18 protein-coding genes are annotated in these 23,602 nt (G+C 50.4%); 13 read left to right on the forward strand and 5 right to left on the reverse strand.

The window, feature by feature from the left end:
* Nucleotides 1-13: 13 nt before the first annotated feature.
* On the reverse strand, nt 14-1,798 hold the full coding sequence (locus ACFQ0N_RS00505) for an ABC transporter substrate-binding protein (RefSeq protein ID WP_379322384.1): 1,785 nt from the start codon (nt 1,796-1,798) through the stop codon (nt 14-16).
* A 115-nt stretch (nt 1,799-1,913) separates the two neighbouring features.
* Here ACFQ0N_RS00505 and ACFQ0N_RS00510 point away from each other — a divergent pair, with 115 nt between their 5' ends.
* Entirely contained in the window at nt 1,914-3,413 is a 1,500-nt protein-coding gene (locus ACFQ0N_RS00510; protein ID WP_379322385.1) for a DUF4153 domain-containing protein, read from the forward strand.
* Nucleotides 3,414-3,430: 17 nt separating this feature from the next.
* A complete protein-coding gene (locus ACFQ0N_RS00515) occupies nt 3,431-3,994 on the forward strand; it encodes a hypothetical protein (protein WP_379322386.1) in 564 nt (187 codons plus the stop codon).
* Between the two features lie 65 nt (nt 3,995-4,059).
* On the opposite strand, the gene ACFQ0N_RS00520 is transcribed toward ACFQ0N_RS00515, so the two are convergent.
* Complete coding sequence (locus ACFQ0N_RS00520; protein WP_379322387.1) at nt 4,060-5,376, reverse strand: alpha-L-fucosidase; 1,317 nt, start codon at nt 5,374-5,376, stop codon at nt 4,060-4,062.
* A gap of 128 nt (nt 5,377-5,504) precedes the next feature.
* Between ACFQ0N_RS00520 and ACFQ0N_RS00525 the strand changes: the two genes are divergently transcribed.
* Complete coding sequence (locus ACFQ0N_RS00525) at nt 5,505-6,329, forward strand: AraC family transcriptional regulator (protein ID WP_379322388.1); 825 nt, start codon at nt 5,505-5,507, stop codon at nt 6,327-6,329.
* Nucleotides 6,330-6,403: 74 nt separating this feature from the next.
* Here ACFQ0N_RS00525 and ACFQ0N_RS00530 read toward each other — a convergent pair whose 3' ends face one another.
* Entirely contained in the window at nt 6,404-7,771 is a 1,368-nt protein-coding gene (locus ACFQ0N_RS00530) for an MATE family efflux transporter (RefSeq protein WP_379322389.1), read from the reverse strand.
* A 170-nt stretch (nt 7,772-7,941) separates the two neighbouring features.
* Between ACFQ0N_RS00530 and ACFQ0N_RS00535 the strand changes: the two genes are divergently transcribed.
* The 3 genes from ACFQ0N_RS00535 (at nt 7,942) to ACFQ0N_RS00545 (ending at nt 11,336) form a co-directional block, all read left to right on the forward strand.
* Entirely contained in the window at nt 7,942-8,700 is a 759-nt protein-coding gene (locus ACFQ0N_RS00535; protein ID WP_379322390.1) for a sugar phosphate isomerase/epimerase family protein, read from the forward strand.
* A gap of 43 nt (nt 8,701-8,743) precedes the next feature.
* Nucleotides 8,744-9,922, forward strand: a complete 1,179-nt coding sequence (locus ACFQ0N_RS00540) for a trans-sulfuration enzyme family protein (protein ID WP_379322391.1) — start codon at nt 8,744-8,746, stop codon at nt 9,920-9,922.
* Between the two features lie 172 nt (nt 9,923-10,094).
* Nucleotides 10,095-11,336: a DegT/DnrJ/EryC1/StrS family aminotransferase gene (locus ACFQ0N_RS00545; RefSeq protein WP_379322392.1), complete on the forward strand. Its 1,242-nt coding sequence runs from the start codon at nt 10,095-10,097 to the stop codon at nt 11,334-11,336.
* Between the two features lie 50 nt (nt 11,337-11,386).
* On the opposite strand, the gene ACFQ0N_RS00550 is transcribed toward ACFQ0N_RS00545, so the two are convergent.
* Nucleotides 11,387-12,769, reverse strand: a complete 1,383-nt coding sequence (locus tag ACFQ0N_RS00550) for an extracellular solute-binding protein (RefSeq protein ID WP_379322393.1) — start codon at nt 12,767-12,769, stop codon at nt 11,387-11,389.
* A 113-nt stretch (nt 12,770-12,882) separates the two neighbouring features.
* Between ACFQ0N_RS00550 and ACFQ0N_RS00555 the strand changes: the two genes are divergently transcribed.
* Nucleotides 12,883-14,595, forward strand: a complete 1,713-nt coding sequence (locus tag ACFQ0N_RS00555) for a polysaccharide deacetylase family protein (protein ID WP_379322394.1) — start codon at nt 12,883-12,885, stop codon at nt 14,593-14,595.
* The gene (locus ACFQ0N_RS00560; protein ID WP_379322395.1) at nt 14,583-15,854 is read left to right on the forward strand and encodes a DegT/DnrJ/EryC1/StrS family aminotransferase; all 1,272 of its coding nucleotides are present in this window, start codon (nt 14,583-14,585) and stop codon (nt 15,852-15,854) included. The genes ACFQ0N_RS00555 and ACFQ0N_RS00560 overlap by 13 nt, the downstream gene beginning before the upstream one ends.
* A 192-nt stretch (nt 15,855-16,046) precedes the next feature.
* Here the strand turns inward: ACFQ0N_RS00560 and ACFQ0N_RS00565 are convergent, their stop codons facing one another.
* Entirely contained in the window at nt 16,047-16,478 is a 432-nt protein-coding gene (locus tag ACFQ0N_RS00565; protein ID WP_379322396.1) for an SRPBCC family protein, read from the reverse strand.
* A gap of 533 nt (nt 16,479-17,011) precedes the next feature.
* Here ACFQ0N_RS00565 and ACFQ0N_RS00570 point away from each other — a divergent pair.
* From ACFQ0N_RS00570 to ACFQ0N_RS00590, 5 genes are all read left to right on the forward strand, one after another.
* A complete protein-coding gene (locus ACFQ0N_RS00570) occupies nt 17,012-18,790 on the forward strand; it encodes a cache domain-containing sensor histidine kinase (RefSeq protein WP_379322397.1) in 1,779 nt (592 codons plus the stop codon).
* A complete protein-coding gene (locus ACFQ0N_RS00575; protein ID WP_379322398.1) occupies nt 18,753-20,264 on the forward strand; it encodes a response regulator in 1,512 nt (503 codons plus the stop codon). The genes ACFQ0N_RS00570 and ACFQ0N_RS00575 overlap by 38 nt, the downstream gene beginning before the upstream one ends.
* Before the next feature lie 162 nt (nt 20,265-20,426).
* Nucleotides 20,427-21,752 (forward strand): ABC transporter substrate-binding protein, encoded by a 1,326-nt coding sequence (locus tag ACFQ0N_RS00580; RefSeq protein WP_379322399.1) that lies wholly within the window; start codon nt 20,427-20,429, stop codon nt 21,750-21,752.
* Between the two features lie 83 nt (nt 21,753-21,835).
* The gene (locus ACFQ0N_RS00585) at nt 21,836-22,756 is read left to right on the forward strand and encodes a carbohydrate ABC transporter permease (RefSeq protein WP_379322400.1); all 921 of its coding nucleotides are present in this window, start codon (nt 21,836-21,838) and stop codon (nt 22,754-22,756) included.
* A gap of 2 nt (nt 22,757-22,758) precedes the next feature.
* Entirely contained in the window at nt 22,759-23,583 is an 825-nt protein-coding gene (locus tag ACFQ0N_RS00590; protein ID WP_379322401.1) for a carbohydrate ABC transporter permease, read from the forward strand.
* Nucleotides 23,584-23,602: the final 19 nt, after the last annotated feature.

Here is a 23,602-nt window from a genome sequence, read left to right on the forward strand (position 1 = left end):
AGCTTTTTTATAGTTATGAAGTGAACCATATATCGCGAAATTGAACCCACCCGAGCGATTCGAGAGAAATCCCCCTGATTGACGGATGGAAGGCGGTTTTTAAATGCTTGCGGTAAAGAAAGAGCAGTAAGCCCCGCTTTTTGAGCTGCTCTTCGATAAGCATAAGCCGCTCCATTCTTCGCTCCGCTGCGGGCTCGGCGAGCACGCCTTGAAGAGCGAGCTCCAGCTCCTGCTTCATTTTTGGCAGCATATGCTGCTGCATGCTTTTAAATAAATCGATTAACCGCAGATCCCGATGTTCATCAAGCATAGTGGCAAAAAGCAGCAAATCGGCGGACATGCGGGCCTCTCCTTTAAATTTCTCGGCAGGGAGCAGCTGAATTTGCAATTGAATGCCTGCCCGTGCACAGAGCTGCCCGATCAACTCGGCATCGGCCTTATACTGCGGAATCGTAGCCAGCAGCAGTACTTCGCCGCGATAGCCTGCAGCAGCGAGCTTGTCCTGCAAGTGAACGGGAGAGCAGTTCGTGTGCGCTGTCAATTTGCTTTTATGGGGCCAAAAACTGTCGCATGGCTCAATGACATCGCCCGAGAGCATCTTTAGCAGGCCGTCGCGGTTTATGGCTTCATTAAGAAGCTGACGCATAGCGGCTGCAGCCAGCAAGCCCTGCTTTGATTCATTGACAGTTAAAAATTTGCAAGTCATACCCGATTGCCGGATTTGCTGCCATTGCTCCGCTGCCATATCGGAGATGCGCACGTTATGCATAATTTGAAAGGCGGGTTGCTCTGCCGTATTCACGACCTGCTGTCCTTCCGGCAGCTCCCATACTTCAACGCGGTCCAGAAAAGGCCGTCCCAGAAAATAAGCCGAAAAAGCGTCCAAAATCCATACACCGTGCTCTTTGCGGATGAATTGGAATGGGCCGGTTCCAACCGGAAATTCACCGAATGCTTGATCATGCTGCTCACAATAGTCTTGCGGAACAATAGAAGCGCGATTTGTCGTTAGAAAAGGGAGAAAGGTTTCGTTGCGTTCAGTCAGGGTAATCCGAATCGTGCGATCGTCGATCGCCTCAATCTTAGAAATATTCGCATACGCCCAATTGAACAAGCCATGTGGAGCAAGCTGCTGCAGGCGCTCCAGCGTATATTTTACGTCAGAGGCGAGCAGCTCCCGCCCATGATGAAACTGCACCCCTTTGCGCAAATAAAAAATCCACTCTGTCCGCGATTCGTCGACATCCCAGCCATGCGCCAAATGGGGCTGAATGGCGCTGCCCGCCGCATCCATGCGGACGAGCCCGTCAAATAATTGCGTTACGAGGTGAGCCTCGCCGCTATAGTGAAGAGCCGCCGGGTCGAGTGAGTGGATCTTTTGCGGCAATGGAAAACGCAGAATATCAGTTCGCTGCCGGCCATGTACGATGGAGTGCAGGCCAAAATGCCCGGACAGCCAATGTTGAAACGGATCCTGCACACGCAACTGCGGCTGAAGGGCATGTACCCATTGCAGGGCATCCTGCAGGCTTTGCTTTGCCACCATTTCCTGTGCCTCCAGCATGGCCAGCGGTGTGCCGTCAGCGAGCAGTACAATCGTTGAGCGATTGCCCCTTCCTTTTTTGGGAAGCCAGCGCAGCCAGCCCTGTTCCTCCATTTTGCGCAGCAGCAGTACCATATTGCGCGGGGTGCATTCCATAATCGCAGCCAGTTCTTCAATTGTAACCTCGTACGAAGTGCCGGGCGACTCAGGCAAATAGGCTTGCCATAAAGCTAAATATTGCCGGCGCAGCTTCATTTCAACCCTCCTCGTCTTAAAACATGAAATTTATAAACCTCATTTTGCACTTTTTCTTCTTGTTTTATAGGTTACAATAGAGAGGTATACATAAGCAAATTAGGAGTGAAAGGCCATGAGAGATCCGGCACCGTGGCAAAAAAGATATGACCGGCTGCTGCTGTATTCGATTTTGCTAGGCTTGGCAGGCCAATATTTATTTGTCGGCAATGACCCGGGTGTTTCGGTTATTCTGTTTATTATCGGCTATTACGCTGTATTCTTTTATGCGGTCCGCGGGCGCATCGGCGGCTTTGAGCAGTGGCGGGGGCAATCGAAGTCGGGCTGGCTGCTCTTTATTCCGATCGGACTGCTGGCTTTGACGTATATGCTGTTTGCGAACAGTCTGTTTCGCACCTTGAACGCGGTTGTGTTGCCGGCGATGATGATTGCCCAGGCGCTTCTGTTGACTCGCTCCAGCCCATACCCGTGGTATAAGGCAGTCTTTTTCGGCGACTTGCTCAACCGGGCGATCGCCAAACCGATCTCGTATATTGCAGTGCCGTTTGAATTGATCGGCAGTAAGCTGATGCCGGCCAAAGCCTCCTATTCGGTTAATGGAAAGCTGCGCAGCGTTTTGCTTGGCCTGCTGCTGGCAGCGCCGGTCTTAATTGTAGTGATCGCTCTGCTGGCGGCAGCCGACGGTATTTTTCTCTCCTGGCTAGTTGAGATTCCGGGCTGGTTCGGCGGATTTTCGGTTGGGGGCAGCGGTGTCCGCATATTGGTTGCTGCCGTTCTATCGCTCTATATCTTCTGTTTTTTGTGGGGGCTGCTGTTCCATAATGGCGATGATATGCGCGCAGTACGCAGCCGTGCAGAGGGGGGAGCTGTGGCGGAACAGCCGTTGGTTTCCCTCGATCCGGTCACAGCGGGCACGTTGTTTACGACTGTCAATATCGTTTATCTCTTGTTTGCAGTCATTCAATTTTCTTATTTTTTCGGCGCGGCGCAGGGCATGCTTCCCGAAGGAGAGGCTTACGCGGATTATGCCCGCCGCGGGTTTAGTGAGTTGGTGCTCGTGGCGGTCATTAATATGGGACTGCTTCATGTCGGTCTGCATGTAGTCAGGCCCGCCGGCCGTAAGGCTGAACGATTCCGCAAGCTGCTGCTAAGCATGCTTGTTTTATGCACATTTGTCATGCTGATTTCGGCGTTTAGCAGATTGTCCTTATATGAGGAAGCTTACGGCTTTACGCAAACCAGGCTGCTCGTTCACGGCTTTATGATTTATTTGGGCAGCTTGCTGACCGCATCCTTCATCCGTATATGGCGAGTACGGCTATCGCTTACAAAGGTGTATATTGGACTATCTGTGCTGGCATTTGTTATTATGAATTATATCAACATAGACGCACGCATAGCTGTAAACAACATCGAGCGCTACGAGCGTACTGGTGTCATCGATATCGATTATCTTGGAACCTTGTCGGCAGATGCTGCTCCGGCTTTAATGAAGCTGCAGCAGCGGAATCCGGAATGGGGCGAATTGCAGGAATTGATTGTACGGATGAAGGCGTCCGAGAAGGAGCGCGGCAGCTGGCCGTCATGGAACTTGTCGATTTACCGACTTGAATAGAAGGGAGAGGAAAGTCATTGAACCATAAGCGAAGAAAACAGATGATCGCCGGAATCGCTGTCGCTGCGCTGCTATGCAGCGCGGTAATTGTGAGCGGATGTGCGGAGCATAAAGAGCATAAAGAGCAGAACGGGCAGGAGACTTCGTTGTTGCAAGAAGAGGGCGGAAGGGGACGAGGCCAGGCTGTCACCTTTGAAGTGCTGAATGAGTCGGCCAGGCATGAGCTCCTTGCCGACGACGCAGTAAAGGTAAGCTATGAGCAATTGCAAAATGCCGCCCCGGGCGGATATATTTTGCAGGAGACGGATAAAGATTACTACTTGCTCGTTAGCGGCGGGAAGCACCCGACTGTAGCGGCCGGTTTTACGGTTGATCAGCTGCGCTGGGTTGAAGAGCAGGACGGACAGTCTCCCTTTATCCATATTGCGGCTCATCCTTTGCTGGAGGAGGAGGGGGCGGCGAAAATCGACCATGATGCGGCCTTTGCGCACGGCTCGGCAAAATCGCTGCTGCGGGTCTCCAAGCTTGATTTGCCCCCGAAGGCAGAGGTCGTCGGCTTCTCTCTTACCGGATTACAATAAAAAACAGCGTCTCTCACCGAACGGTAAATCTCGGCGGTGAGGCGCTGTTTTTTACTTGCTTTACTTCATTCAAGCTCGAGCTCGATTACCGTATTGCGGGCATCGGGGAGCGGGAAGGTGAAATGCTCCGGCTTGGCGAGACTGATAAAGGCGTTATTCTCGAACAATGCTGCGCTCCATGGGCGGCTGATAAATACTTCAGAGCCGTCAGCCAACAGACGCGCGCTTTTTAGCTTGCCTTCCAGACCGGTCAGATTGATCGGCCCGATGCTTTGCTCGAATACATGGGCATACAGCTTATTGCCCTTTTGTGTAAAACGCCCCCATTCCGGCTTGTCGTAATCCGCCTTGCCGCAGCCATAAATGCTGTCGCCGTTGCGCTTCATCCAGCTGCCGACCTCTGCCAATATATCCAGCGATTGCTGCGGTATTTCGCCTCTGGCATCCGGGCCGACGTTGAGCAGCATGTTGCCGTTTTTGCTTACACATTCTACTAGCTTGCGTATAATAGTTGTTGCATTTTTGTAGCAATTGTCGGCCGCAGAGTAGCCCCAGTTATTGTTGAGCGTAATGCAGGCTTCCCATGGAATCGGTTCGCCGGCATTGTTGGTGACGCCTTCCGGCGGAATAATTTGCTCCGGCGAGGCAAAATCTCCAGCATAGATCGACGGTTCAGCGGTGTAGATGCTGCCGGCCAGATCGCCGCTTCCTTCCAGCCGATTGTCGATAATAATATGCGGCTGCAAAGAACGGATCATCGTCATCAGCTCAGTGGCACGCCATTTTTCACCGCACATCTCATCATAGGAAAAATCGAACCACATAATATCAAGCTTGCCATAGCCGGTCAGCAGCTCGCGTATTTGTCCATGCATATAATCCAGGTAACGATCGAAGGTTTGCGGGTCGCGCTTGAAGTTCTCATTGTTCCGCATCGGATGCGCCTTATCGCCATAGGCCGGATAATCCTCATGATACCAGTCGATCAGCGAATAATAGAGGCCGACCTTGATCCCTTCGGCACGGAAGGCTTCCAAAAATTCACGGACAAGATCCCGGCCTGCCGGAGTATTCGTCGATTTGTACTCTGTCAATTTGCTGTCAAACAGGCAAAATCCGTCATGGTGCTTGGCAGTAAGTACAGCATATCGCATACCGGCAGCTTTGGCCGCTTTTGCCCATTCCCGCGGCTGATAAAGATCCGGGTTGAATTGTTCAAAATAGGGCTGATAATCCTCAATTGTCAACTGCTCGGTGCTGCGCACCCATTCGCCTCGCGCCGGAATGGCATATAAGCCCCAATGAATAAACATGCCAAAGCGGTCATAGCGGAACCATTCTGTCCGTTCCGTACGTTCCTGTACAAGCTTGTTAGCCGACATTGCTGATCATCCTCCTAAAGTGCTGTTATCGTGAACCGACTCTTAAAGTGTAGCAATGATATGGTATAATGGACAGATCACCAGCTAACCTATGCGGGTATAAAATTAACTTTATCAGGAGTGCACGGATGAATTCGATCGACGCCGGTTCAACGATTCATGACATGATACGCAATATGCAGGTTCATATTCTTACGGCGCAATACACACAATGCTGGCCGGAATGGCAGGATCTTAATTATGTGCCGGCATATAACAAGCTGTATTATATCGTGGATGGGGAAGGATGGCTGGAAATTGACGGCCGGGAATATTGGCCAAAGCCCGGCCAGCTTTTTTTGATGCCGGCACATACACTGCAGTCCTATTCGGCAATTAACGACAATGCCTTTCGAAAATATTGGTGTCATTTCACTGCGCCGGCTGGCGAACTGGATTTTTTTCAATGGCTGCAAATGCCGCATTGCTATGAGGGGCTGGACCAGGAGATGATGATGCGGCTATTTCGCCAGTTGACAGAGGCGCATCGTGAAGTTTCGCTAACGGCGCGCTTGCAGGAAAAAGCGCTTTTGCTGACCATCTTGTCGCAGCTGCTGGAGCGGGCGACGCCGCGCATACACAGCAAGCATACGCAGGAAATGGAACGTCTGACCGCAATCCAGCATTATATTGAAACGCATCTTCACGAGGAGGTTACGCTGGAGAGCATGGCCGCGCATTTGCATTTGCATCCGAATTATTTTATTAAATATTTCAAAAAGCATTTCGGTCTTTCCCCATTAAAATATGTCAGCCGCAAAAAGATGGAAAAGGCAAAGCAACTGCTGAAGACGACGAGCTTAAGCATTAAAGAAATCGCTGCCCATATTGGCTTCGACGATGCCAATCATTTTTCCAAAACGTTCCGCAGGGAAATCGGCTACAGTCCGTCAGAGTATCGAACGAGAATATAGGGCTAAAGGGAAGAGACTCGCTGTTCAACCGACAGGGGTCTTTTTTTGCGGGCAACCAGACGCGGGCGTCCTTTTCAGGACGCCCCGGTTGGCAGCGGCGCCGCCCGCCGCTGAATGAGGCGCAGGCGGAGGAAGAAACCGGCTGTGGCGAAGGTGAGACCGGCAGTAATGCCGACCCAGAAACCGTATGCGCCCAATGCTGTAAAATCGGCAAGCGCATATCCGAGCGGGATGCCGATAATCCAATAGGAGATCAATGCGACGACGAAGGGGACGGTTACATCCTTATAGCCGCGCAGCACGCCTTGCAGGGAGGCTTGTGAAGCGTCGGACAATTGAAACACAAGCGCGAAGACGAGAAAATGCGTGATCAATTCCGCTACATGAGCGTCTTCGGTGTACAGCCAGGCGATCGGCTCCCGCATGAAGAAAAGCGCGCAGGCGCCAAGCCCCATCAGCCCGACAGCCATGCTGACGCCTAATATGCCGTATTGCCGGGCATGTTCTCTTCTGCCGGCACCGGCTTCATAGGCGACCAGAATGGTAAGAGCCATTGAAATACTGAGCGGCACCATAAACAGCAGCGAAGCGAAGTTCAATGTCGCCTGGTGCGCTGCGATCGTAGAAGTATCGAACATCATTCCCATAAATAAAGTCACGACAGCAAAAATGCTGGCTTCAAAAAAAGTGGACAGTCCCATCGGAATTCCAATGGCGAGCTGTTCCTTCCACAGCTTAAGGGAAGGAGCGTACCAGCGGACAAACAGGCGGTGACGGCGAATAACCGGATTCACAAAGGTCATCCAAATGCTGATGGCAAAAATGCACCAGAACGTAATCGCCGTCGCATAGCCCGAGCCGATTCCGCCCAGCCGCGGAAAACCGAAATGGCCGAAAATAAGGCCGTAATTGAGAAAGCCGTTAATGGGAACAGCAGCGAGCATAATATACATCGTAATGCGGGTAAATCCTTGCGCTTCAAAAAAGTAGCGTATGACGTAGCTGGCGAAAAACGGAACAAGGCCCCAGGCGATGCCGATCAGGTAATGCTTGGCGATGTAGGCGACGTCCGGTTCGAGCTTCATCGCTGCCAGCAGCGGATCAAGGGCGATCGCGCCGATTCCGATAATCGCTAGCGATAAAATAACAGATAAGTATAGAGCCTGTGTTGCCGGTTTGGCAATTTGTTCGTCTTTTCCCTCGCCAATCAGATGGCTGATAATCGGCGTAACTGCGAGCAGCAGCGCATTAATTCCGGTCATTAGCGGCATCCACAGACTCGAGCCTACGGCTACGCCAGCCAGATCGACCGTTCCCGCGCGGCCGGACATCATCGTATCCAACACATTCATAGCGATATAGCTGATTTGGGTGACGACGATCGGGCCGAGAATGGCGAGAAACAAAAGCAGCTTGCGTTTTAACGTTGGTGCATGGTACATTTTGAACAATTCCTCCACAGTAATGGTGCAAAAGACGAAGTCAGTTTCCCTATTGTAACATACTCTTCATAGACAGCGTCAGTATAGAAATTCATCTTTACGAATAGTAGGTTAGCGCTCATAATGGAAGAGCATAACTATATCGAAATGTTTTGTTGGAGGTGCGCAGTATGGAAGCGTCACGCATTGCGGTGCAGCTTTACACATTAAGAGATTTTTGCCAGACCAAAGAAGCTCTGCGCGAGTCTTTGCGTAAAGTAAAGGAGATTGGTTACCAGGCGATTCAAGTGTCGGGAATCGGTCCGATTAGTCATGAGGATGTCAAAGCATGCGCCGATGAATTTGGCCTCACAATTTGTGCTACGCATGTAAGCTATGAAAGCATGCAGCAGGAGCTCGAAGAAGTCGTTAGACAGCATCAGCTTTGGAATTGCAAATATGTAGGTCTGGGTGGTATTCCGAATGAGTATCGTACCGGGGGCGGCTATGACGCGTTTGCCAAGGAAGCGTCGGAGATCGGCAAGCGGCTGCAGGAGTATGGGCTGCAGTTTATTTATCATAATCATCATTTTGAATTTCAAAAATTCGAGGGCGTCACAGGGATGGAGCGGCTGCTTCAGCATAGCGATAAAGCGGCCTTTGGATTTGAAATCGATACATATTGGGTACAAGCCGGCGGAGCGAATCCGGTGGACTGGATTTACAAGGTCGATGGCCGCATGAAGGTAATTCATCTCAAGGATATGGCAATCATCGATAACAAGCAGGTATATGCCGAGATTGGCGAAGGCAATCTGGACTTTTCCAAAATTATTCAAGCCTGCCGTGACACAGGTGTAGAGTGGTACATTGTTGAGCAGGATGATTGCCAGCGCGATCCTTTCGAAAGTCTGGCCATCAGCTGGCGCAACCTGCAGCAGTTTTTATAGAAGCACTTAGCTGCCTTTGAAAGTGATGGAGGATGACAACAAATTGACTCTCAAAACTAACACAACCAGCATGAAATCACTGCAAACACAACTCGTTCACGATGCACATGACGAGCGGCATCACGGCGCTGTCACACCGCCGATCTATCAGAACAGTCTGTTTACGTTTGAAACTGTAGCAGCATATGAGAATGCTTCACTTGACCAAATGAACCGTCATGTGTATACGCGGGGCAATAATCCGACCGTATATGAGCTGGAAAAGAAGCTTGCTGCCCTGGAAGGAGCGGATTCAGCGCGCTGCTTCGCATCAGGCATGGCGGCCATCAGCTCGGCAATATTATCCGTCGTCAAGTGCGGGGATCATATCGTATGTGTCGACCAGGCCTACGGTCCCGCGAAGCGCTTTATGACCGAGTACCTTCCTAAATTTCAAGTGGCTACAACCTTCGTGGACGGTACATCGGTGGAGGCGGTGCGGGCTGCGATCAGGCCCAACACGAGCCTCGTCTATCTGGAAAGCCCGTCGAGTCTGCTGTTTGCACTGCAGGATATACAGGCATGTGCCGACATTGCGCATCAAGCCGGCGCGCTTGTGCTGATCGACAATACGTGGGCGACGCCGATTAATCAAAATCCATTGGCTCTAGGTGTCGATCTCGTCATTCATTCCTTAACGAAGTATGTTGGCGGCCATAGCGATGCGCTTGGCGGCGCGGTGCTGGGACGCAAGGAACTGATGGAGGGGCTGTTCCATAATGAATTTCTTTTACTCGGCAGCATTATGGCGCCGCAGACGGCTGCACTCATTATGCGGGGACTGCGGACATTGCCGCTGCGCATGAAGCAGCATCAGGAGAGCGGGCTGGAAATTGCGCGCTTTCTGGAGCGTCAGCATTGGGTAGCTTCGGTCAGCCATCCCGGGCTGCCTTCGCATCCGCAGCACCAACTTGCCACGCAGCAGATGAGCGGCTTTAGCAGCGTCTTTTGCTTTGAGACACAGATTGATGCAGAGCGGATGAAGCAGTGGGCGAACAAGCTGGAATTGTTCCGCATCGGTGTAAGCTGGGGCGGCTATGAAAGTCTTGTACTGGTCAATGCGACTGGAGCAAATAGCGATCGGGTGCATGTTCGCCTGTATATCGGTCTGGAGGATCCGGCGGATATTATAGCGGATATTAGTGCCGCTTGCGAATATGCAGGCATTCCTTGCCATCCATAGCCCATATCAATAAAACAAAGAAAAAGCTGTCAGGCGTGAGCGCGCGTCTTGGCAGCTTTTTCTCATTTTTGCTGCAAAAAAAGGTTGCAAATTACTTCGAAAGAATTATAATACAAGTAAGATACAGGTATTGTTGATTTTTTTGGTACTTTTAAAGAAGGAGGTTGCCTTCATGAACAATCAGCTGGCGATAGATGGAGGGCCGAAAACGAAAACGGTTCCATTCGGAACAGCAATGCGATTCGGCGAAGATGAGCTGCAGGAGCTTAAGGAAGCGCTCGAGCAAAATACGCTTTTCTACCATGCCGGGCAGAAGGTAAAGACATTTTTGAACAATTTTAACGCATTGTACGGCGTCCGCTACAGTGTAGCTGCATCTTCCGGGACGGCTGCCATTCATATTGCATTAGGAGCAGCCGGCGTCACAGTAGGGGACGAGGTCATTACGAGCCCGATAACCGATCAAGGGACACTTGTAGGTATCCTGTATCAGAATGCAATTCCGGTGTTTGCCGATTTGGAGCCGCATAGCTATAATCTGGATCCGGCTTCTGTAGAAGCGCGTGTTACCCCGCGCACGAAAGCGATTGTCGTTGTTCATTTGGCCGGCAATAGCTGTGATATGGACGGGATTATGGCTGTTGCCCGCAAGCATAATTTGCAAGTGATCGAGGATTGCGCTCAAAGCTATATGACGAGGTACAAGGGACGGCTCGTAGGAACGATTGGTCATTACGGATGCTTCAGCACCAATGATTTTAAACATATATCAACCGGAGACGGCGGCATTGTAACGGTCAACTCTGGCGATGAAGCGGAATATTATGCGGTTCATGCCTTCGCGGATAAAAATTATAGACGGTTCGGCGGCACGGTCATTCGCGATTTGAATGCATTGGCGCCCAATTACCGGATGACGGAATTGCAAGGGGCGGTTGGTATCGCTCAACTGCGCAAGCTGCCGGCAATCTGCGCGGCACGCTCCCGCTATGGCAAGCGGCTAAGCGAGATTATTGCCGGATTGCCTGGAATTGCCGTTCCATATGTAGCGGCAGAAAACGAATCATCGTATTGGTTTTATATGTTCCGAATCAATGAACAGCAGCTTGGTACGACGAGGGAAGCGTTTTGCGATGCGCTGCGCGCCGAAGGGATTCCCTGCTCGGCGGGCTACATTCCGGATGTCGTATACATGCAGCCGCTTTTCCAGAAGCGCGAGGCATATGCGGGATCGCATTTTCCGTTTGAGCTGTCGGACGTCTCCTACGAACGGGGCATCTGTCCGGAGGCAGAGGCAATATTGCGCACTGCAGTCCGTGTGGAGATCCGGGAATGCTTTACGGAGCAAGATATTGAGGAAATGGGAGCGGCGATTCGCAAGGTGGCGAGTTATTATTCGCAGCAGGCCCGCTAGCCGCTGCTGAAAGTTGCATGTCTGCAGCAGCAGCGGACCCGGCAGTAAAGCTAATCATTTCTTTTTAGCCATTTTTGCAAATGATTGACGGCGTCGTCTACACTTTCAAGACCGTTCCAAAAAAGTTGCATATCCGCTTGCAGGTTGTCTAAAAAATCAATATCGCGGAACAATTCAAAGTGAAAATAGTTATTTGCCGACTGCTCGTTGGAAATGTTCAAAGTTTCCAATGTGGCGTGGTCCCACAGCGCTTCATTTACTTCCGGGAGGACGGACAGAAATTTGTTATCCTGACTGAATTTTGTCTGCATCTCCACACTTAGCGCCTTCCGGATAAATTGCTGAGCCAGCTCCGCATCGCCGCAGTCGGACGGTATCATGAAGGCGTTGGCCAGCAGCAATGTTCCTTGCTCGGGACCGAAGGGCATTGCCGCAATTTTGGGCTCGAAGTCCATCTGCTCATTGCGCCAGCCGGCAAGCTCGATCGAAGAGGTCAGCACCATGCCGGATTTGCCGTGCAGAAACGCATCGGTGGAGAAGGGATAATGTGAGCTGAGATGAGCGACACGGTAACGGTAAAGCAGATCGTGAATAAAGGTGAAGGCCCGGCGGATCTGTTCCATATCCGAGTTTTCGTCGAACAGAAAGCCATTTTGAATGGCGAATATCGGCCACCTGCTAAAGAAAGAGGACATAGAGAAGCCGTATTGATCGACAATTCCGTCTGCATTAGTATCAACCGTCAATTTTTGCGCTGTCCGGATGAAATCTTCGATTGACCAGTCAGGCTGCGGCTCGGCTATGCCATATTTCGCGAATAACACAGGGTTATAAGCCAAGTAGACGGTTGAGAACGTTACCGGCACGGCGAGAATGGCCTCGTTGCGGCGGAAAGGCTCGATAATGCGCGGATAGATGGCACCAAGGCGATCGGCAAGCGGTTTTCCCAGATCGATGAACGAATCGTAATCCTCTTCTTCAAAATATTGCTGGTCGGCGATATAGATCAAATCAGGCGAAAGACCGAGCTCGCGGCAAGTGCGGACGGCATCCCAGAAACCTTGTGTAGGAAAATTAAGCAATTTCACCTCTACATCGGGGTGCTCCGCCTGAAAGGCGTCGATCAAGTCCTGCATGCTGCAGTCCGCAAAGTACGAGGGGGACGTTGCCAGCACGCGCAGCGTCCGGCGCTTGTCATCGGGTACGATAACATCGGGAGATACGATCGTGCCTTGCCCCATTTTTTTAATGATCAGGCCTTCTTTCAGCAGCTCGTCCAATGATTTCCGCACAGAGGTGCGGCTTAGGCCGTAATGCTTGCAAAGCTGGTTTTCCGACATTAAATATTGGCCTGGCTTTATATAACCGGATAAAATTTGCTCTCTTAATATAGCAGCTAATTTAGAGTAACGAAATTCCGTATCTCTTTTCATGGGATCATCCAATCTGCGTCATGCGTAATATTATTCATTATTCGTAATTGTAATAAAAGTCTTTAAGCAATACAAGTATGATACGTCTTCATTTCGAAAGGAATTACCTACTTATGAAAATAGCTAAATTGTCTCTATTGTTAGATCGCAGCACCGCCGAGCGACGCTGGACCTATGGGTTGAACAGCTTTGAATATTACATGGAAGAGGTTTTGTCGCGAGCAGCGGTCCCTTACGAGGTAATGAACGATGTCGGGCAATTGGCGAATTGTCAAGACGACATCGTGATTGCCGCTTTAGTACCGGACGACCAGCGCACGGCCGCATTAGTTTGGGACTATGCCGAGCGCGGCGGAACTGTCATTCTTTGCTCGCAGCTGCATGCTTTGGCGCCAAAGTTGGGAATGTTTCCGGAAAACTCTCCGCAAACAGGATATGCTGCCGGCCTTTCGGGCTGTACCCGGCCGCTTCGTTATTTTCAAGCTGCAATATGGCGGGCAGCGGATGGGGCCAGCACCTGTTTGATCCGGCAAGATGGCGAGCTGCGCAAGGAGAAGCCGCAGGGAGAAGCGCTTGGAGCTGTATGGCAGCTGTTTAAGATCGGAGAAGGAAGTCTGGAGCGCTGGTCGGTCGACATTACGGGTGCGATCGTAAATTTGCAGCAAGGTACAGGACCGGTGCTCGATGATGCGACTCCGGCTCCCGACGGATCTGCTCCGCTGAATGAAGGGATATTGAAGGCAGACGACCGCTGTGCAATGGATTGGGAGCATGACCGGCTGTTTACAGAGACAGGCATGCCTTATTTTGCTTATCCCTATGCCGATTTATGGCGGGAGCAGTTTATTGGCCGCCTGTTGCAAGCGGCGTTGGCAAAAGGAATGACACTGCCTTTCGTCGGTTATTGGCCGGATGGTATCGAACAGATTGCCATGATATCGCATGACAGCGATCTTAATGAAGATATTCATGCCGAGTCAACACTTGCTTTACTTGATGAGTGCAAGGTCAATTCATCATGGTGCATGATTGAGCCGGGCTATTCGGCTTCAATCTACGATCAAGTAAAGGCTGCCGGCCATGAGCTCGCTTTTCACTATAACGCTTTGGAGCAGGGGGGCGGCAACTGGTCAGAGGAGGAGTTTGACCGGCAAGTAGCCTGGCTCAAAGAGGCGGCGGGCTTGACGGCGGTGACAAGCAACAAAAATCACTATACCCGTTACGAAGGCTGGGGAGAGCTGTTTGCCTGGTGCGAGAAAAATCGTATCCAATCTGATCAGACCCGAGGCCCTAGCAAAAAAGGCAATGTCGGATTTATTTTCGGTACTTGTCACCCTTATTTCCCGATTGCATGGTCCAATGAGAAGAACCGGATGTACGATGTCGTTGAAATCGGCTTTTTGACGCAAGATCTTGACTTGTCGCAATATTGGTCGGACAGCACGGTCGTCATTCCTTTTCTGGATCGGGTAAAAGAGGTGCGCGGGGTGGCTCATTTTCTGTTCCACCAGGTTCACATTCACCAGTCAGCTCCTGTGCGCGCTGCCTTCCGAAAAGTCATTCATGAAGCGCGCAAGCGCGGCTTTACGTTCTGGACAGCGGAGCAAATTAACCGTTGGGAACGAGCGAGAAGACAGATGCGGATTACAGCATGCGGGGAAGCGGGTGCGGCGTTCAACGTCGAGAAGCCGATCCCGGGGGCGGTCATTTGGGAGCCGGTTGCAGCGGATTACCGACCGGATCAAGGAGAAGAAATACAGGTTCAATATGGGGTAGCATGCCGCAAGCACGCCACCCGAGAGGAGGGAGCCAGTTGGAAAAATTAGCGATTGAAGGCGGTGTTCCGGCGCGAAAGGCGCCTTTGCCGCCAAACTATCCCGGGGCGATGGTGATGGGCGAGGAGGAAGCGGCAAAGGTGGCCGAAGTGATCTATGGACGTTCACCCTTTCGCTATTACGGCCCTGATTGCCAAAATGCGGTGCAAACCTTCGAAAATAAAATGGCCGCGCAGCTTGGCGTTCCGTATACGCTGGCCGTATCGTCCTGCACGGCTGCTTTAATCGTCGCCATGAAGGCGCTGGGGATCGGCTACGGAGATAAGGTGATTGTCCCTGCCAACACTTTTTTGGCTACTGCAGGAGCTGTTGTCGCTTGCAATGCGGTGCCGGTTTTCGCTGATGTCGATGAGAGCTTGAATATAGATCCGGCCGATTTGCTGCGCGTTTTCGACGACGAAGTGAAGGCGATTATCGTGGTGCCGATTTTAGGAAATCCGGTAGATATGGAACCGGTTATGGCATTTGCCAAAAAGCATGGCGTCTATGTCATTGAGGATGTTGCCCAGTCCTGCGGAACGATGTACAAAGGAAGCTATGCGGGGACGATTGGCGATGTCGGGGTATATAGCTTCCAGATGAATAAAGTGCTTACCTCAGGTGAGGGCGGCGCTGTAGTCACCCGCGATCCCCGCATTTTTGAACGGGCGGTACGCTATCATGACCAAGGAATATTTCGGGAAAAGGCGCGTTACGGGATCGATTCCAGCGAAGAGGAAGCCGCTTTTATGGGGCAAAATTATCGGATGAGCGAGTTGGCCGGCGCGGTTATGGTCCAGCAATGGGACAAATTGCCCGGTATTGTGTCCGCGATGAAAAGCCATAATCAGACGATAAGGACGGCATTAAGCGCCGCCTTTCCACAAATTAACTATCGTCGCTGCAGCGATCCGGAAGGGGATATTGGCTCCAATCTGGGGATGATTATGGCTAGCAGGGAAGACGCGATGGCGCTCACTCACGCGCTGGTCGCCGAAAACATTAATGTGCAGCTGCTATATGGCGGGAAGCCGGTCTATATGATTCCACAGCTGTTCCATCAGCGGACAGCAGATGCGTCCGGTTTTCCATTCAATTATCCTTTCCGCAATCCGGTCGTATATGAGGAGCAGATGTGCCCCCGGGCAGTCGATCTCATTGCGAGGACCGTCTACTTGCCGATTAGTCCGCTACTGACAGAGCAGGATGTAGCTGAAATTATTGACGGCATTATAAAGGTTGGACACAAGACGGGGCTGTTTGACAAGTGAAAAATGCTGGTGACGCCCAAGCGCGGGTCATAGGTGTCTCCAGCAAAACGAATCTGCATGGGCGCGGTCAGCAGCAATTTCTGCTAATCGCGCTTATTTATTTTTGTAAACTATTGTGACAAATACCCCTTGGCCCCGGACATCAGGAATGCCAGCTGCGAGCCGCCGTTTTTCATAGCGGCAGGCCGCCGCTCACTCATGCACCAGCGCCGCCCGCAATGTTGTAATTCCGTGCTCCAGATATCCCTTCAGACAGGTCAACATATACACCCAGCCTTCCTTGTTGTCAACCAGCAGCGGAATCAAGTTGTCGCTCTCGATAAATCCCTCTTCATTCACTTCTACAATCGTGCTCATCCCATCTGTCTGCGTAAATGTTATAGTGACGAGGTGCACATTGCCATAATCCCATTCAAAGGCGATTTTTTGGTCTTTGACGATTTCCTTGACCGTGATCTCGCCTTCTGCGTTATACTCCTCGTAGCGCAGCTTGATCGTTTTGCCCGCTTCCCACCGTTCGGAACTGGACGTGAACCAAAAGTTGCCGATTTTTGCAGGATCGACGAAAGCTTCAAACACCTCATGTGCCGGCTTTTCAATTTTCATCTTCGTCAGGTTGTTCATTTTGTCCCTCTTTTCATTAATCTTGTCTTTATTGATAGACGCAGCAAACTGTATAGAGGTTGCGGCATAATGATTCAAATAATGCATGTCTGTTGATTATCCAGAAAAAGTAATACATAGGGCTCAACCTTAGAATCTGCGCTTGACTTCCTCTTCCCCAAAACTAACTGGATTTTATGTAGGTAAATACCCCAGAACAGACGATTTTTGCGGTCTAACTGGAAATTATCCAACTAGTTCGGGCCAAATCGAGTCTATCCATCTCTATCACCCATTCTAACTGTAGGTTTTCCATCTAATCCGACTATTTAGCGAACAAACAAAAAACGAACTGCAGAAAATCCATTTAGTCGGTCAATATGAATAAATCCCCAGCCAAATGGGGGGGTAATCTGACTTCGGGAGCAATCTATTTCATAGACAGGCTCCTTAAAAGCGCTCGTCCCGTAAAGCATGCTTATTCATGACAAAAAGCCCCCTTTACATGTTATGATGAAGAAAATAATTTTTGTAGATAAGAAAGGGGATCGCGGATGGGTGCGAAGCGCCGGTGGTCGCTGCCGTTATGGCGGAATCTGCGTTTGCCGTACAAGCTTGTGCTTGTTTATATGCCGCTTATTTTGCTGCCCGTTCTCGGAGGAATCTACTATGTAACGGATAGCTACACAACGGCATCGAAAGAACGGACAGCGGAGTATGCGAATGATTTGCTCACTTTAATGGTACAAAAGATTGATGATCGCATGCGCAGCTATCAGCAGCTTAGCAAGCAAATTATGACCGATGGCGATTTGATTCGCTTGCTAAAAACAGAGCCAGAAACTTCGTATGACAAATTCAAAGTGGAAAGTATGCTGAATGAAAAGCTGAATGTGCTGTGGCTTGGCGCCGACCAAAATCAATATGTGCGTTCAATCAAAATTGAAACACCCAAAAATTTGTATACCTATGGCAAAAACGCCTATGGCGATTACCGAATACAGGAGCGCAGCTATCGTGATCGGGTCTCATCGAAGCAAGGCGGCGTATATTGGTTTGAGCCGGAAGCGTTTACCGAAGGGCATGAACAGTTCCAGGCAATCCGGCTCGGGCGCGTCATTCGCGACTCGCGTCTGGTTCCGGTCGGCACGCTGACGATCGTCGTTGAGGTTGAGGCGATTACCGACATATTTAAGCAAACCAGATTTCAAGAGACTGCAGCAATCAAGCTGCTGGCATCCGGCGGTGCAGTGCTGCTTCATAACGGCGTGGAGATCGCCCAAAATCAGAAACAGCTGCTGTCCTATTCGAAAGAGCAGCTCGAAATGGGCTGGCGGCTGTCTGCTCAGCTGCCATTGCAGCAATTATACGAGCCGATCTATAAAAATGTCCGTATAGCTTTATTAATGGTCGTAATATGCACCTTGCTCAGCCTAGTTGTCACCCATCTGCTCGCCCTCGACCTTGTCATCCCGATTAAACGGCTGATGAACAATATGAAGATGGGCATAAAGGGAGGCAAGCCAGGGCAGCTCAAGCATTTCAACGGGGCTTTGGAAGTTGTAGAAATGAATGAAACATTTATTTCCGTTATGTATGAAATTGAACATTTGATCGACGAGGTCGCAAGGCATGAGAAAAAGAAAAAGGATGCCGAAATTCGCGTGCTGCAAAATCAGCTCTCACCCCATTTTTTATATAATACGTTAAATTCGATCCGCTGGATGGCGATGATCCAAAAGCAGGATAATATTAAAGAAATGGTCGATTCGCTTAATCGTTTGTTAACTTATGCGCTCCGCGGCCCGGACGGGCCTGTCAAGCTGGCCGATGAAGTGGCGATGCTGCGCAACTATACAGCGATTCAAAAGGTGCGTTACCGGCATTTTGAATATATTGAGCAGGTGCCTGCCGCGCTGGAACAGAGTCAAGTGCTGAAATTTTTGCTGCAGCCTTTAATTGAGAATGCTTTAATTCATGGCATCGCGCCTGCGGATCATACAGGCGAAATCAAAGTAGAGGCGCAGGCGCAGGGCGATCTGCTGCAGCTTATTGTAAGCGATAACGGTATCGGCATGAAGCCGGAAAGATTGTCTGAAGTTGAACACGGCCTGAGGAATCCGCAGCAGCATTTCGGCCTGCATAGTGTACACGAGAGAATTCAGCTGCATTATGGCAGCAGGTTCGGTCTGACAATTCGCAGCTCGCCAGAGCATGGAACGCAAATTACGGTCAAATTGCCGTTGATACAAGGTGATCAGCAGCCGTTACAGGTAGAAGGGGGCGCGGTGGAAGATGAGCAAAACGGTGCGGAACGTGATGATTGTCGATGACGAGGCGCTGGTTCGCATAGGCTTGCAGTCCATTATTGAATGGGAAGAGCGGGGTTATCGCATTGCCGGCGTCTTTAAAAATGGGATTGAAGCGCTGGAGGCTGCGCACAAGCAGCACTTTGACGTTATTTTAACAGATATTCGGATGCCCGGGATGGACGGGCTGGAGCTGACCGAACGGCTGCAAGTGATTGCCCCCCATGTCCATGTCATTATATTAAGCAGCTACAACGATTTTGAATATACGCGGCGGGCCATTCAGCTCGGGGTGAAGGATTATATTTCCAAATATGAAATGGAACCGGAGGAGCTGCTGCGTGTGCTGGATGCTTTGGACTTTTCTCACGCTTCCTCCGCTTTACAGGCGGAGCTGCTGCCGGCAGTTTCTGCTGCGAGCGGTCATAATCTGGCCGAAGAGTGCTGCCTAAGGGTCATTTGTATGAAGCCGGCGGCCAGAGATACCGACTATTCGCAGGCTGAACGCAAAGCGATGACACTGCAGGCCGAAGAAATTTTTTCACGTCTGAAGCAGCTGAGCTATTTGGGGGAGCAAGGGGAGCTGTTGTTTGGCGCTTATGTTGTTGAGGATGAGTCTACAGCCGAGGCCGAGGAGCGGCGGCAGATTGAACAGGTTGCCGAGGAACTGATGAATGCATGGGCCAAAAACCTGAACATTAGTCCAATTGTCGGCGTAAGCGAGCGAGGGGCTACGAATCAGCTGGAACAATTGCAAGAGGAGGCCAATGCGGCTGCGCTTTGCGCCTTTTATACGGGAGCCGGCCTGTATTTTAGCGATCGGCAGTGGAAACAGATCGGTGAAGCGGAGTGGCTGGAATGGTATAAGCGAGTAAAAAACAAATTCGATTATTTGCAATTCGAGCCGCTGGCAAGTGCGCTGGAGAAGCAGCTGCTTAAGGCAGAAGGAGCCAGGCTGTATCCGTCGGAATGGCTGCGGATCGGCGAGACGATCGCGAGTCAGGTTATGAACTTGCTGGTCGAGCGCTACGATTTTGATGCAAAACGCATCCAAGAGCGCTATGGGACGATGTGGCCATTGACAGAAGCGGTCAAAAAGGTTCAATCTGCAGCCGAGCTGGCCGAATTAGTCCGCAGGATGACCGCAATCGCGGAGGAGATGATTACAGCCTACCTGCAGCGCAGCGGCTGGGTGCAGCAGGTAAAGGATTATGTGGAAAAGCATTACGGAGAAGTCATCAGGCTTGAGGATATGGCCGATCGGGCCAACTTCAGTGCAAGCCATTTCAGCCATCGCTTCCGGCAGGAGACGGGAGAGCCCTTTTCGGATTATGTCACGCGCGTTCGCATACGCGAGGCGGTCCGCATGTACCAGGAGACGAATTTTTCGACAGAGGAGATAGCTGCGCGGGTCGGCTATACGAATCCGAATTATTTTATTAAGGTTTTCAAAAAAGAAACCGGACAAACGGTAAAGCAATTCAAGCAGCGTTTTTAAGCGGGCGTAAAAAATAGCACCAAGTTCGTAAAATTTTGAACATTCATCAGGGGGAGCAGATGAACATCATATCTTTTGGCATATTTGCCGGTTTATCGTGCATGGAAGGGTGCGTGTGATATCGCTTACAATGATAGCAAATAAACAGATGGAGGGGTTCTAATGAAGCTGAAACGATTGCTGGTTGTTCTATCATTGGCGGCGTTGTCCGGCGCTATGCTGCAAGGCTGCAGCGGCAAAAACGGCGAGCCGGATTCCGGTACAAAGGAGCCGGCCGGCACGACAACCGAGGAAGGCAATAAAGGCGGAAGCGGCAATGAAGAAAAGGTCACATTGAAAGTATGGGGCGATCTGGGCAATCAAGCGACATTGGAAGAGCCATTCAAAAAAATTAATGCCGCCTTCCAGGATAAATATCCGAACATTAAGCTGGAATATGATTTCGCGCAAAATGATCAAAGTCTGAACGTTGCCTTGCAGGCCAATGAGCTGCCCGATCTGTTCTGGGTACAGGGCGACAAGACGTCCAAAATGGCGGAGATGGTCAGAAACGGCTTCATTAGAGAATTGAATGAATACAATATGGATATAAGCCGTTTCTCGGAAACGGAGAAGGCCTACGGGATGATTGACGGCAAATTGTACTGCTCGCTGCCGTCCTTCTTTGATACGAACGTCGTCTATTACAATAAAGATCTGTACGAGCAGAACGGCCTGAAGGCACCGAACAACTGGGATGAGTTTGTGCAGGGGCTGGAGGCGCTCAAGGCTGCCGGTATAACGCCAATTACGTTGGCCGGCAAAAGTGAGTGGGATCGCGCCTGGCCCATCTTTGCCTTCGCGCCAGCCATGTCGAATGACGCATTGACAGCCGCGCAGAACGGTACAGGCAAACTGACGGATCCGTCCATCGCCCAGATGTTCCAAACCTATCGCGATTTCGTAGATAACGGCTACTTTGGCAAAGACTTTGTCGCCCAAGATTATGCAGCGGCTCAGCTTGCTTTCATGAACGGCAAGGCCGGCGCTATCATTGACGGCACTTGGGCGAATGCGACCTATGTCGATTCCGGCATCAATCTGGGCCGCTTCCCGGTTCCGAACAAGGACGGCAAAAAAATTGTGCAGTCGAGCTACAGCAACTTCATGACTTATGCCATTTCTTCAGGCTCCAAGCATCCGGATCAGGCGGTCAAATATTTGGAATTCCTCAACTCGCTGGAGGCGCAGCAAATAATTGAGGATTCTGTAGGCCTTGTGCCGACGCTGAAGGATATCAAGCCTAAAGATGAAGGCATTCAAGAGCTGGCCGTATTCGATGAGGCGGGTGTGAACATTTATTCTGTGCTGACTGCATTGTCGACACCGGAGTCGAATGTGGCGGACATTATGATGAAGGACGTCATTCCTAAGCTGATGACAAGTGCGGCTACCGGTGAAGAAGCGGCGGCTGCGCTGGATAAGGCGGCTAACTACCCGGGCAAATAATTGATCTATTATTTAGTCAGACGGTCAAGCGGCGTATTTTAAGGCTGCTTGACCGTTTGTCCAAGCAAAGAGGGTGCACGCATATGGCATGGATCAAAAAACGGCCGTTTCTATGGTTTATATTACCCGGCTTTTTGCTGTATTCGTTATTTTCGGTTTACCCGATCTTTTCCGCTTTACAGATTAGCTTCAACCGCTGGGACGGTATCGGCGCCAAAACCTTTGTCGGCTTTGACAACTATGTCGAGCTGTTTACGAACCAGGAGCTATTCTCGCAGTTAAGCGGCGCTTTTTTGAATAGTGCTGTTTTGTTTTTATTGAATGCGCTTGCTGTACTGCCTGCCCAGCTTTATATGGCTTACTTGCTGTATAGCGGTATCAAAGGGCATCGTTTTTTCCAGGCAATGATCTTCTCACCGCAATTTATTGCAACGCCGGTCATTGTTTTTATGGGGACATTAATTTTTGACGGCAATATCGGAGTTTTCAACAAGCTGCTGGAGATGGCAGGGCTGGGTTCTTTAGCCCGTCCATGGCTGGGGCTTCCCGAGCTCGGAATGTTTGTTGTATGGACGATGGTTGCCTGGTCGGGCATCGGCGTCGGCATGATTTTCTTCCTTGGCGCGATGAAGATGATCTCGCATGAAGTCATGGAAGCGGCCTTTTTGGAGGGCGCTTCTTACTGGCGGCGGTTTTTCAGTATTGTACTGCCGCAAATAAAAACGACCGTGCTGAATATGCTTATTTTGACTTACATCTTCGCGATGACGATGTTTGATTTCAGCTTTATATTGGGCGGCGTCTCCGGCGGAATCAACCGCAGCGTCGACGTGATGGCTTTGTTCTTCTACCGGATTGCCTTTGGCGATAATAGCGCTGTCGGGGGTACGACGAATGTGAATGCAATGGGGATGGGTACGACAATCGCCTGTGTCATGTTTGCTGTCATTTTTCTCGTAGCGCTTATTCAGGTGATGATCACATATCGCCGATCGGAGGACTGACTATGAACTTGAGGCCGAAACGGGCTTATATAAGCTCTGCAATATTATGGGCGTATTCAATATGCACTTTGCTTTTACTTATCTATATGACCTATCAGGCGTTCCGTTCCAAAAAGGAATTACTGTCGAATACATTCGGCTTGCCGGACGTGTTTAACTTCGCCAACTTCAAAAAGCTGTTCATAGAAGCGGATTTTTTTCGATATTTTTTAAATAGTGCCTGGATACTCGCCGCAACGCTGGCGATCGTCATTTTGCTTGCCTCGACCGTCGCTTATGGAATTGGCCGCTACCAATTCCGTTTAAAAAGCGTGGTGCTGCTTTATTTTCTTATCGGATTGATGTTTCCGGTGCAGCTTGGCATCGTGCCGATCTTTTTGCTCATCCGTGATTTCGGCTTGCTCAATTCTCAATGGGGGGTCGTGCTGGTACTAGCCTCCGGCTTGTCATTGCCTGTATTTTTGTTGACGACTTTTTTTGAGAAGCTGCCCAAGGATCTCTATGAATCGGCCAAAATTGACGGCGCGAACGAGTGGAAGACCTTTTACCGGGTAATGTTTCCGCTTGCCAGTCCGGTTGTATACAGCATTTGCATCATCATGTCCGTGCAAATCTGGAATCAATTTTTTGTGCCGCTTATTATGCTGCAAAGCGACAGCAAGCGAACAATTCCGTTAATGATAATGAAATTTACGAATAACTTGATGTTCAATCTTGATTTAGCTATGGCCGGTTCTGTGGCTGCAACAGTCCCGGTCCTGATTCTCTTTTTTATTTTTTCCGGCAGAGTGCTGGAAGGCGTTGCTTCAGGCGGCGTGAAAGGGTAGATTGAACATTCAGTGAATG

The organism is Paenibacillus sp. GCM10027626, from assembly GCF_042676285.1.
Taxonomy (GTDB): Bacteria; Bacillota; Bacilli; order Paenibacillales; family Paenibacillaceae; genus Paenibacillus_Z.